This window comes from Actinomadura rupiterrae (assembly GCF_024172125.1).
In the GTDB taxonomy this organism is placed as follows: Bacteria; Actinomycetota; Actinomycetes; order Streptosporangiales; family Streptosporangiaceae; genus Spirillospora; species Spirillospora rupiterrae.
Genome location: NZ_JAMZEA010000003.1, coordinates 590,704 through 601,267, shown reverse-complemented (window position 1 = coordinate 601,267; position 10,564 = coordinate 590,704). Strand labels below are relative to the sequence as shown.

The following is a 10,564-nucleotide window of genomic DNA, read 5'->3' as shown; positions in this document are numbered from 1 at the left end:
GCGCGGGCGAAGCGGGCCCCAGGCCTGTTTCGAAGCGGCGCTCGGCCACGCGCGCGAACGCGTGACCAGCGCGGTGCCGCTCGCCTCCGGCGTCCCGGCACCGCGCTGATCGCGAAGCGATGCCGCGTTCGCCGAGGCACGGTCACGGAGCGAGTCGCTAGGCGAGCGCAGTGGGCCGGACTTGGAACACGGCCTAATGCTCGCTGTCGGTGCCGTACTCCCAGTGCCAGGGCTCGAACGGGTTGCTGTAGGCCCACGTTGGGTGGAACCAGCCGTACTTTCCGGAGTTGGCCTTCATCCAGTTGAACTGGGTCGAGCCCTGGTTCTCCACGCCGTCGCAGAGGTCGACGGCCTGGCCCTTGCCGTGGTTGCTCGTGCCCGGAACCGCCGCGAACCCGGGCCGCTCCGCGTACACCCGGTGCTGGTCGGCCAGGCTCCGGTAGCTGGACGTCACGCACATGTTGTGCCCGAACCTGCGCCGGTACGCGGCGTTCACCTTGTAGAACGCCAGCGCCGCGTCCGCGCGCAGCTTCATGCCCTTCTGCGGCAGCGGGCACAGGAACTTGTCCGGGATCAGGCCGTTCGGGAACTTGGTGGACTCCGACGCCAGGCTCTTGTCGCAGCCCAGTTCGAGCCGCTTGTCCGGATCGAGCTTGCGCAGCATCCCCTCCAGCTGCGCGGTGAGCTGCGCCGACTTCTGCTTCAACCCGTCGATCTGCTGCTTCAGCCTGGTCTGCGCGACCGCGTTCTCCGACTGGAGTTCCTGCGCCGCCGACGCCAGCTCCTGCTTCCGCTTCTGCAACCGGTCCGCCTGGCTGATGAGCGACTGCTGCGCGTCCGCCAGATGGTCCACGTCGGCCGTCGAGCGCAGCGCCGACATATCCCCACCCGACCCGAAAACGGCCATCGAGCCGACGACTCCGGGCTGCTGGTACGACGCGTTCGCGAGCCGCGACAGCGGCCCCCGGATGCGGTCGAACTGCGCGTCCGCCGCCGCGAGGTCCTTCAGCGTCGCCCGCAGCTTGTCCTGGGAGCCCGCCAGCGCCCGCCGCCGGTCCTCCATCTGCCGGGTCGCCGCCTGCAGATCCGTCCGGGCCTTGTTCGCGGCCTTCCGCAGCTGCGCCGCCGCGTCGCCGTCGCGGGTGCCGCCCGCCGCGGTACCACCGGGTGACAGCGTCACCACCATCAGGACGACCGCGGCCAGCACGCCCGACCGAGGAATCGGCACGTCCAGTTTCCTCCTGATGCCCGAAGCCGAAGAGCCGCAGGAACGCTACTACAGCCGACCCCGTGATCAGGTCGCCTCAGCGCCCATGCCTGTCACACCAGTGCCGCAGGAACGGGAAGTCCTGCCACCCGGGCGGGCACCCGGGCCGCTCCTGCCCCGGCGGCCTCCGCGTCCGCTTCGCCGGAGGCGGCTGCGGCTTGGTGGTCGCCTTCGGCCGGACGGTCCTCTCCGGCACCGGGGACTGCGTCGCCGGCTTGGGCTGCGGCGGTACGTAACCCCCGACCGTGGGATTACTCTCCGGAGTCGCCGCCACGGTAGGCGCCGCTTCGGGCCGTCCACCCGACGACCCCACCAGCACGGCCCCGGCCAGCGCCACGGGAACCACGATCCCCCCGGCCACCAACCAGATCCGCCGAGGCGTCCGCCCAACGCCACTACCCCCGGGCCGCGCCGACCCACGATGCCGACCCACCACGGCACCGAACTGTACTCACCCCCGCCCCACCCGGCCTAGTCCCCAAAACGGGTTCCACCCCAGCCCCTCCCGTCCCCTACCCTGGTACCGCCGTCCGCTACGCTCTACCGCGAACGACAAGCCTCCGTAGCTCAGGGGATAGAGCACCGCTCTCCTAAAGCGGGTGCCGCAGGTTCGAATCCTGCCGGGGGCACAAGATCAACCAGCGAAAAGGACCCCCTGACCAGCGTGAACGTCGGTCAGGGGGTCCTTGTTGTGTGCGGTTGTATGCGGCTACATGCAGCCACATGCGGCCGGTTCTGCCCAATGCGTGCCCACGGGCGAGGGCTCAGGACCTGCGGAGCGCGTCGGAGATCCGCTGTCTGGCGGTCACGTCCTCTCCGTCGATGCACTTGGCGTAGACCCGGTGGAGGACTTCGACGCTGTGGCCGGCCCATTCGGCGACCTGGGCCGGTGCGACGCCCCCGTTGAGCCAGGTGGAGACGCAGGCGTGCCGCAGGTCGTAGGGGCGTTCGGCCAGCGGGGATGCGGCCTGCTCGGCGGTCAGGGCGTCCAGCCGGGCTGCGCGCCATGACCTGCGATAGGTGATGTTGGGCAGGTCGCCGCCGCGCACGCCGTAGAACACGCGACCGTCGGCCCCCGCGGTGAACTCCTCCAGGTGGCTACGCAGGATCTTGACCAGTTCTGGCGGGCACGGAACAGGCCGGGTTTCGTCGTCGGCTCGGTGCTTGAGTGCCCGCTCCTCGCGCAGCTCGCCGTCGTCGGTCCAGTCGCGTCCGACGAATGGTGCCGCCTTGTAGATGATGATCTCGCCCCATCCGTCGGCGGGCTCTTCCTCCTCGCCGGTCTCGGGGTTGGTGACCAGGTCCGGCAGGACAATGTGGTCACGTCGCAGGTTCACGGCTTCCTCGGGGCGAAGTCCGGCGTAGTACATGACCGCGAAGAAGGCGACCAGGCGTTTTCCGCTTCGGGGCTGACGTCCGACGGCGGCCAGCAGCGCGCGGGCTTGGGCGTGGTTGACGACGCGGCGCCGTTCCACTTCGCCGGTGATGCGCGGAGGTTTCCACTTCAGTGCCCGGATGGGGTTGGAGTCCAGAAGCTTGAGGTCCACGGCGTAATCGAGAGCGTTGGCCAGGATCATCCGGTGCTTGCGGGCGGTGGTCGCTGCGGCAGCGCTGCCGTCCAGTCTTGAAATCGCGGCATCCAGCGCGGCGCGGGCGGTCTCCTGATCGGCAAGTGCCGATACCGGCAGGGTGCTGTCGGCCAGCCAGGCGAGTGCCCTAGCCACGTCGGCGGGGGCGTTGTCCCGATTCTTGGTGTTGTATCCCCAGCGTTGCATGGCGGTGCGCAGCTTGCTGGCGTCCGGCTTTCCGCGTCGGGTAGTGAGCAGCGCCGGAGTGGTGGCGGTCAGCGCGCGGGCGATGTCTTCCCGGTACCGGCCTGCGGCGGGCTTCCATTTCATGTCGACGTACTTGCAGGCGAACTCGTACCAGCTCATGTCCTGCTTGTCCCGCCGGCCCCAGGCCACCGGTTCGCCGGTGGCGAGGTTGAACGCCTCGCCGTTGCGGGCGGCGGTGACCAGGCTGCTGCGGAAGGAGTCGGCCTGCGTTACGTTCGGGAAGCTTCGCTTCCATTCAGGCAGGTTGTCGGTCTGCCAGCGGACGCGGTAGGAGGTCACCTTGCCGTGCTTGTTCTGGCGGACCTCGGTCTTGAAGACCCGGACTTTGTAGGTGGTGCGCATCAGGCCGCGATCTCCTGTCGGGCGTCAAGCCAGCGCTCATAGTCGGACAGGCGGATACGAAGCTGCCCGTTCGGGATCTTGATGCAACGCGGGGCCGTGCCCTTGGCACGCCATTCGTAGAAGGTGCGCGGGGCGATCTGGAGGTTCTGGCAGAACTCGTCCACGGTCAGCATTTGGCCGTTGGAGGGCTTTTTCATCCTGGGGGCCTGCTCTCTTGCGCGTGATCGGTTGGCTGGTTGGGGCGCCGTGCTTGGTGGCTGAGCGCCTTTGCTTCGCGGGTCGAGTGTGAGGGTCGTCAGGTTGCTGCGTGGGCGGCTCCGGTAGAGGGTTCGGGCTGGCAGTTGGGGTGTGTGGCCTGGTCGGGCTCGACGAGTGTCATCGGCTGTCGGCAGACGGTGCAGGTACCGACATCTGAGGAGTAGGGCATTCCAGCGCCCGCAGCACCCGCAGCACCCGCAGCCTGTGGCGTTGTCGCAGGTCGCTCGGCGTGCGGCGTGCGGGTGCTGGCCTCGGTGGCCAGCACCCGGTCAGCACCCGCAGCAGCGCCCGCAGCGCCCGCGCCGTGGGGCGTGCGGGTGCTGCCAGCACCCGCACGGGTGCTGCCGTTTCGCGCAGCACCCGCGCGTTGGTGCTGGTCAGGCACAGATTCGGGTGCTGCGGGTGCTGCGGGCGCTGGAATGCGGCTTCTCTCCAAGGCTGGCGTGAGGCGGTAGATCCGGGACCGGTTACCTGTGGGTTGGCGTTGGGAGTCGTCCACGTTGATGCCGACGTGGCGGAGGGCGGGCGCGAGGCGTTTGATCTGTCCTCCGGCGCGGGTGGCGTCTTTGGGCCATTTCTTGGGCAGGCGTTCGGGCGTGGGGACCTTGTCGAGGATTTCTTGGGCGGTGGCGGCGACGCCTTCGGGTCCGGCTTGGTCAACCAGGGTGATGAGGGCCTGGGCGAAGGGGTCGCCGTCCAGGACGTCGGCGACGGCGTCGCGGGCTCCGGCGGCGTAGGTGTCCAGGGTGTGCCAGCCGGTGACGTGGTCGGTGGCGGCCAGGACGCGGGCGAAGTCTGCCATGCGCGGCCGGTGGGTGAGTTCCACATCCGGCAGTGCCTTGAGAACCTCGGCCAGCAGGTCGAACAAGGACGCGAGGATGGCGGGATGGGCATCGCGGTAGGCGGCGTCCAGTTCGGCTTCCTCGCGCCGTGCGTGGTCGGGAATCAGGTTCAGTTCGAGCGTCAAGAGACGCTCGGCGAGGTCTCCGGCGAGCGCTCCGGCGTCGATGGTGGTCAGTGCGAGCACGCGGCGGAATTCCAGGACCACCACGTCGTCGTCGGAGTACAGCGCGCGGTCCACCATGCCGTCACCGGTGACCGCGCGGCACAGCGCGTCGCTGAGCCAGTCGGGAATGAAGGAGATGTTGTCCAGGCACAGCGCCCATGAATTGAACGCCTGGGTGGCCCAGGATTTGAGGTCGCGGGGCGCGGTACGTTTGGGCGCCCCGGACGGGTCGATGATCCCGATCACCATCTGCGCGGACTTGGACTTGCCGGTGCCCTGCTCTCCCCGGAAGGTCAGAATCGGGTGCGGCAGGTCGGGGATGAACGCGGCGACCAGCCAGGCGACCAGCAGGTGGAAGGCGTCTTCGTCCAGGTTCAGCAGCGCGCCGAGCCGGGCCAGGCCGTCGCCGTCGCGGACCGGGTCGGGCAGCGGCTTCATGGCGCCGGACCGGCGGAACAGCACCGGGGAGCGCGGCACGCGCTGCCAGCCGGCCGGGGTGATGACCACGCAGCGGCCGTCGGGGGTGCCCAGGTCCACCACCACGCCGTTGCTGTCGCCGGGGTGGATGCCGTCGGGGGTGCGGGCGGCGCGCAGGTGCGGGGTGGCCAGGTCGGCGGTCTGGGCGATGCCTTCCAGCACCGTCATGGCGTCGGCCTGGGCCGATTGGGAGGAGACGGCTTGGTTCTGTTCGTCGTTGTAGATGCGGGCAAGTTGGGACCGCAGCCCGTTCTTGCCGCGCAGCGGCAGCGCCACGTTCGGGCCCTGGATGGGTACGGCGTAGGGGCGGCCGTCCCCGGACACGCAGAAGGTGAACCGCTCTTTGGCGATCTTGACCAGGATCGCGGCCTGCGATGGCCCCTTGTCCTCCTTGGCGACGTGCCGCCCGACGATGTCCGCAGCGGTCTCGGCGGCGTGGGCGTCGGCACCTGCGGGCGCGGGCTCGCTGTGGTCGGTGGGTTCGGTGCCAGTCGGTTGGGTGTTGGCGGGCGGGTGCTCGGCCGGGGCGGTCATGCGGCGCCTCCGTGGGCGGTCATGGCGCGGGCGGAGTCCAGGGTGTGTTCGGTCTCGGCCTCGCCGAGGCCGATGTGGTGGGCGGCGTCGGTGAGGGCGGCGCGGGCCGCTGCCGGGTCGAACAGGCCGCGGTCGGCGTGTTCGTACATGCGGCAGGCGGCCCAGTACAGCCGGTTGTTGCGGTCACCGGTGGTGGCGGACAGGACGGTGTTGACCAGGGCGCACAGCACCCGGAACGGCCGCCCGCCGTCGGTGAGCGGCGCCGGTTGCGGCGTGGGCCGTTGGCGGGCGGTCTGGGGCCCCGAGCGGACGCGCAGAGCATCGATGAGCCAGGCGGGGGCGGGCAGGACGGGCGCGGAGGAGTCCACGGGCGTGTACCGGATACCGGTCCGATGCAGGGAGCCAGGCGCGACCACGTAGCCGCCCTGCCCAGCGGCGCCGCGCACGTCGATGCCGTCAGGAAGGGCACCCGGACTGTTGCCCAGCTGCCCGTCGGTGGGCTGTGCGAAGTAGAAGTGGCGGCCTTTGGCAGTGGTGACGACGAAGGTAGCCGGGACCTGTCGCCCGAGGGCGGCGGCGTAGTCGGTGAACGCACCGGGCCGGTCTTCGTCGATCACCAGCAGCCCGGACGGCTTGCATGCGATGCCGAGGTTCCGGGGCCCGCGCGCCAGGTCGCGGACGATGGCGGCCGCGTTGCGGGTGGCGCGCTGGCTCCACCTACCGACCGGGTGCTTGCCGCGGTCGCCGTCACAGGGCGCACCGGGACGGTGCGCCCCAACGCAGTCCGGAAGCGCCGGATGGTCCACGGTGAACACGTACATGCCGCGTGCGATCAGCCAGCGGGCCACCGTGACGGTGTCCGGGCCAGGGGCGGCCTCGGCGAGGTCTTCGGCCTGGTGTGAGTGCGGGGTGGGTGTGTTCATGCGGCGTCCCGGTCGGTGGTCTTGGGCCTGCGCAGTCCCCGGAACGGGCGGATGGTCAGGGTGCCGTCGGCGCGGCGGATGAGGACGTTGCGGGGCCCGCCGCCCGTGCCCCAGCGGGCCAGGACGACCACGGGGTGTCCGCGTTCGAGGTAGGTGCGTCCGATCATGGTCATGCGGCCTCCGTCCGGGGTTGGGGGTCGCGTTCGAGGTCGTGTCCGGTGATGGCTTCCACGAGCGCGGAGACGATGACTTCGGCGGCGGGTGGGGTGACGGCGTTGCCGAGCTGGCGGACCTTGGCGCGCTTGGAGGTGCCGCAGATGATGTAGTCGTCGCGGAAGGCCATGGCGCGTTGGATCTCGTGGGGTTCCAGCATCCGGAACCGGACGTCGTCCAGGTCGATGTCGGCGGCGATGCCGGAGGCCAGGGACCACCGGTCGCGGGTGGGTTGGGTGCCGACCGGGCCGGTGACGGGGCGGGCGTAGCCCTTGCCGTTGTAGGGCACCAACAGGTGTTCCCATGGCGCGAGCGGTTCGGGCAGGGTGAGGCCGTGGTGGTTGCCGCCTGCGGTGACGGTGTGCAGGGGCTGGCCGATGTCGCGGGCGCGTTCCTTGTCGCCACCGCCGCGCATCGGGACGATGAACGGCACCCACGCCAAGCCCGTTTCGTTCCGAGCGGTCTGGGTCCGCAGCGGAGCCGCAGCGGGGGCGGCGGTCTTGCCGGGGCGGCCTTCGACCGGGACCAGTAGCGGCGGGACGGCGACGCCGTCGTTCTCGCGGGTGGTACGGGTCGGCATCGGCGCGGTGACCGGCAGCGCGGTGTCACGCCAGGTCCCGCCTGCCGGGGTGAGCAGCGGGACGGCGTACTTGGCGATACCGACGCGGATTCGGGTCAGGGTGGCCGCTTCCAGCGGTTCCTTGCCCAAGTCGGCGCGGTCGCCGATGCGGGCGGCGGGCAGTGTCCAGTCGATCGCGGTCAGCGCGGGCAGCGCTTCGGGCTCCACCACCTGGCCGCGGCAGGTGTGGCGGGGGCACTTGTAGACGTACTGGCCGTGCCGGACGCCGTAGCGGCCCATGTCGTTGCGGGGGTTCTTGAACACCTGGATGGCGTCGATGACCTGATCGCAGGACGGGCACCACGCGCGGGGCCGCAGCCACTTGTCGAAGTCGGGGTGGGGCAGCTTGTCCAGCCAGTACGCCAGGTACAGCCGGTCGCGGGACTGCGGCGCGCGGGCGGTGCGGACCGGCCGGACGTGCATGCTGTTCAGCGCGATCAGGCGGGTCCGGTAGCCGAGGGCCTGGATCTCGCCGAGCCAGCGGTGCCATTCGGCCCAGCGGCGGCACTGCACCACGTTCTCGACCACTCCGGCCAGCACGGGCCGGCCGCGCAGGTGCCAGTGGGCCAGGTAGCGGGGGATCTCCTCCATGAGCTTGCGGGCGCGCAGCGTCTGCGCGTCGGCGGTGGCCGGGTCGTCGGGCATGCCGGGCAGGGCCTGGAAGGTGGACTTGTCGAAGTCGCGCTTCTTGCCGCGGGCGTCGGTCCAGGGCGGGCAGGCCGGGGATGCCCAGAACAGGTCGGCGCGCGCGAACCGGACGATGTCGGTCTTGGTGACGTCCCCCAGGATGTGGTCGACGTTGGGGAAGTTGGCACCGTGCGTCTCAAGCGCGACCACGTTGTGGTTGGCGGCCTGGACCGGGTCGACACCGGGCACGTTCGCGGCGCCGTCGGTGGAGCCGCCTCCACCGGCGAACTCGTCATACAGCGTGACGGTCACGCCGCACCTCCGTCCGCCACCTCGGAGCCGTCGGCGGGCAGCGGGGACACCAGTCCCTCGGGGTCCAGCAGGAACCGGTGGCCGAACGGGCAGGACCACACGTCGGCGTGGTGGTCGGGGTCGATGGTGTCCCAGCGGGTGCCGACCGCGCCGCATCCGGCGATCGGGCAGTCGGGGCCGTCCAGGACCGGCCAGCGGGTGACCGGGGTGGTGAACACGTCCTGACAGGCGGCGCAGAGCCAGACCTGCACCGGCGCGCCGTCGGTCAGCCGGTTGGCCGAGGCGATCCAGCGGACGCGGTGGTCGGTGCGGCAGGTCGGGCAGTCCGCCAGGGCCAGTGATGGCCACTGTTCGCAGGGTGGGCGTTGCGGACGGTTGTGCGTCATGATGGTGGGGCTCCTTCATGGTTCTCGGATGGGCCTGGCTCGTTCGGGGACGTGATCGGTTGGAGTAGACCCCTGGCGGCGTGCTTGGTGGCTGACCGCTGGGGGTCGCTCCGTCTTCAGAGACGGGACGGGCTTCAGGCAGCGCCGCGCGCGGGCATGGCCTCGGCGCGGCCAGTCGGCGGGGCGGGGAACGCTTCGTGGGTGCGGCCGTCCAGGACGCGGCCGGCGCGGTGCTTGGTCAAGCGCCTCATACGGACGGCGTCGGCGGGCGCGAACACGCCGATGCGGGGCGAGTGGGTGCGGCCGAGCTGGTCAACCAGGACGATCGGGCCGCGCGGCTGCTCTTCGGAGGCGGGGGCGAACATCCCCCACTGCTTGAAGAAGAACGGCACCTGCGCGCTGTCGCACTGCTCGCGCAGCGACCGGAACCAGTCGGGGTGCGCGGGGCGGGCGGCGGGGCCCGACTCGCCTCCGGCGATCACCCAGTCGATGCCGTGGAAGCGGCGCTGGCAGCAGCCGCCCGCGTGGACGAACGAGGCGGTGAGGCCGTGCCCGCGCTCGCTGCCCATCGTCCGGACCGCCTGCTTCAGGTCGATCGGTCCCAGCAGCGGTTCGGCCGACAGGAACCGGACGGCGGCGGGCGTGCGCAGCAGGGCGGGGATGCGGAGGTCGGCCCACTTCTGGTTCTCCACCGACACCCCGAGCCAGACGTTGGGCAGCGGCCACGCCCATCCGACGGTGTTGGTGGCGCCGTAGTCGGTGGCGGCCAGGGCGCGGACGGTGGGTGCGAAGTCGGGCAGGTTCAGCAGGGTGCGCATGCGGGCGTGCCGCTTGGTGAGCACCTGGAAGGTGTGCTGGGGCGCGGCGGCCATCACGGCGAACACGCGGGTGATGTAGTCGGCGGGCACGTCGGCGTGGAACAGGTCGGACATGGAGTTGACGAAGATCCGGCGAGGGCGGCGCCAGTGCAGCGGCTGGGTGAGCCTGGTCGGGCGCAGGGTCAGGTCGAAGCCGTGCTCGAAGTGGTGGCCGGGCACGTCGCGGAAGCGTTCGGCGAAGGTGGCGGCGTAGCAGTTGGTGCAGCCCGGCGAGACCTTGGTGCAGCCGGTGACCGGGTTCCAGGTCGCGTCGGTCCATTCGATGGCGCTGTGGTCGGACATGGCCGATGTCCTTCGGGTCGGCGGACGGATGGTCAGTTGTGACCGGTGCCGCCGCAGCGGCGGCACCGGCTGTCGCCGAGCAGTCCCCGGTGTACGCCGGTGCCCTGACAGCGACCACACACCCCGCGTCCGCGCAGGGCCCAGCGGACCAACCAGATGGTCGCGGCGATGGCGATCAGAACCGACAGCAGGTCCACCGGCGGGGCCGTGGCGTGTTGGGCGGCGTGTTGGGTCATGGTGAGGTCCATGCGGTGTCCTCAGCGTTGTGTGGGCGGGGCGTTGGGTCAGCGGTCTTCCAGTCGGCGGGGGTGGGTGGCGCGGTCGGTGGCTTTGCGGTCGCGTTTGCGTTGGCGTTCTTTGGCCAGTTCGGAGCGGACGGACAGGACCGTGCGGTGTGCGGTGCGGGAGCCGAGTCGTTGGGTGCGGCCGGTTCCGCCGCATCGGGTGCAGGGCCCGAACCGGCGGCGGTTGCTGCCGGTTTTGCGGCCGGTCCCGCTACAGCGGCGGCAGGGGCGGAAGGGGTAGGTGTAGACGCTGGCCGCCCACAGCACGAAGCCGGCCATGGCGATCAGCAGCAGCGTGACCATGCGGGTTCTCCTCAGCAG

Annotated in this window: 11 protein-coding genes and 1 tRNA gene; 1 reads left to right on the top strand and 11 read right to left on the bottom strand. The window is 70.8% G+C overall.

Going from position 1 to position 10,564, the window contains the following annotated elements; all coding sequences use genetic code 11:
• Positions 1 to 193: 193 nt before the first annotated feature.
• Entirely contained in the window at positions 194 to 1,228 is a 1,035-nt protein-coding gene (locus tag FHU30_RS11550) for a D-alanyl-D-alanine carboxypeptidase family protein (protein WP_253874809.1), read from the bottom strand.
• A 595-nt stretch (positions 1,229 to 1,823) separates the two neighbouring features.
• Between FHU30_RS11550 and FHU30_RS11545 the strand changes: the two genes are divergently transcribed.
• Positions 1,824 to 1,896: transfer RNA gene (locus FHU30_RS11545), tRNA-Arg, on the top strand.
• Positions 1,897 to 2,031: 135 nt separating this feature from the next.
• Here the strand turns inward: FHU30_RS11545 and FHU30_RS11540 are convergent.
• From FHU30_RS11540 to FHU30_RS11495, 10 genes are all read right to left on the bottom strand, one after another.
• Positions 2,032 to 3,444 carry a tyrosine-type recombinase/integrase gene (locus tag FHU30_RS11540; protein WP_253874808.1) on the bottom strand — a complete coding sequence of 471 codons (1,413 nt, stop codon included), beginning with the start codon at positions 3,442 to 3,444 and terminating at the stop codon, positions 2,032 to 2,034.
• The gene (locus FHU30_RS11535; protein WP_253874806.1) at positions 3,444 to 3,617 is read right to left on the bottom strand and encodes a helix-turn-helix transcriptional regulator; all 174 of its coding nucleotides are present in this window, start codon (positions 3,615 to 3,617) and stop codon (positions 3,444 to 3,446) included. Before FHU30_RS11535 ends, FHU30_RS11540 begins: the two co-directional genes overlap by 1 nt.
• 122 nt (positions 3,618 to 3,739) lie before the next feature.
• Positions 3,740 to 5,719: an AICE element replication initiation protein gene (locus tag FHU30_RS11530; protein ID WP_253874804.1), complete on the bottom strand. Its 1,980-nt coding sequence runs from the start codon at positions 5,717 to 5,719 to the stop codon at positions 3,740 to 3,742.
• Positions 5,716 to 6,642, bottom strand: a complete 927-nt coding sequence (locus FHU30_RS11525) for a bifunctional DNA primase/polymerase (protein WP_253874802.1) — start codon at positions 6,640 to 6,642, stop codon at positions 5,716 to 5,718. The genes FHU30_RS11530 and FHU30_RS11525 overlap by 4 nt, the downstream gene beginning before the upstream one ends.
• Complete coding sequence (locus FHU30_RS11520) at positions 6,639 to 6,815, bottom strand: hypothetical protein (protein ID WP_253874800.1); 177 nt, start codon at positions 6,813 to 6,815, stop codon at positions 6,639 to 6,641. Before FHU30_RS11520 ends, FHU30_RS11525 begins: the two co-directional genes overlap by 4 nt.
• Positions 6,812 to 8,413, bottom strand: a complete 1,602-nt coding sequence (locus FHU30_RS11515; protein ID WP_253874798.1) for a DNA cytosine methyltransferase — start codon at positions 8,411 to 8,413, stop codon at positions 6,812 to 6,814. The genes FHU30_RS11520 and FHU30_RS11515 overlap by 4 nt, the downstream gene beginning before the upstream one ends.
• Positions 8,410 to 8,799, bottom strand: a complete 390-nt coding sequence (locus FHU30_RS11510; RefSeq protein ID WP_253874796.1) for a hypothetical protein — start codon at positions 8,797 to 8,799, stop codon at positions 8,410 to 8,412. Before FHU30_RS11510 ends, FHU30_RS11515 begins: the two co-directional genes overlap by 4 nt.
• Before the next feature lie 134 nt (positions 8,800 to 8,933).
• Entirely contained in the window at positions 8,934 to 9,959 is a 1,026-nt protein-coding gene (locus tag FHU30_RS11505) for a DUF5131 family protein (RefSeq protein WP_253874794.1), read from the bottom strand.
• A 32-nt stretch (positions 9,960 to 9,991) separates the two neighbouring features.
• A complete protein-coding gene (locus tag FHU30_RS11500) occupies positions 9,992 to 10,207 on the bottom strand; it encodes a hypothetical protein (protein WP_253874793.1) in 216 nt (71 codons plus the stop codon).
• Between the two features lie 36 nt (positions 10,208 to 10,243).
• A complete protein-coding gene (locus FHU30_RS11495; RefSeq protein ID WP_253874791.1) occupies positions 10,244 to 10,546 on the bottom strand; it encodes a hypothetical protein in 303 nt (100 codons plus the stop codon).
• Between the last annotated feature and the right edge of the window lie 18 nt (positions 10,547 to 10,564).

Excerpts from the sequence above, each read along its gene's own strand:
- FHU30_RS11540 (WP_253874808.1), bottom strand. The coding sequence starts at position 3,444 with ATGCGCACCACCTACAAAGTCCGGGTCTTCAAGACCGAGGTCCGCCAG.
- FHU30_RS11535 (WP_253874806.1), bottom strand. The coding sequence starts at position 3,617 with ATGCTGACCGTGGACGAGTTCTGCCAGAACCTCCAGATCGCCCCGCGC.
- FHU30_RS11530 (WP_253874804.1), bottom strand. The coding sequence starts at position 5,719 with ATGACCGCCCCGGCCGAGCACCCGCCCGCCAACACCCAACCGACTGGC.
- FHU30_RS11525 (WP_253874802.1), bottom strand. The coding sequence starts at position 6,642 with ATGAACACACCCACCCCGCACTCACACCAGGCCGAAGACCTCGCCGAG.
- FHU30_RS11520 (WP_253874800.1), bottom strand. The coding sequence starts at position 6,815 with ATGACCATGATCGGACGCACCTACCTCGAACGCGGACACCCCGTGGTC.
- FHU30_RS11510 (WP_253874796.1), bottom strand. The coding sequence starts at position 8,799 with ATGACGCACAACCGTCCGCAACGCCCACCCTGCGAACAGTGGCCATCA.
- FHU30_RS11505 (WP_253874794.1), bottom strand. The coding sequence starts at position 9,959 with ATGTCCGACCACAGCGCCATCGAATGGACCGACGCGACCTGGAACCCG.
- FHU30_RS11500 (WP_253874793.1), bottom strand. The coding sequence starts at position 10,207 with ATGGACCTCACCATGACCCAACACGCCGCCCAACACGCCACGGCCCCG.
- FHU30_RS11495 (WP_253874791.1), bottom strand. The coding sequence starts at position 10,546 with ATGGTCACGCTGCTGCTGATCGCCATGGCCGGCTTCGTGCTGTGGGCG.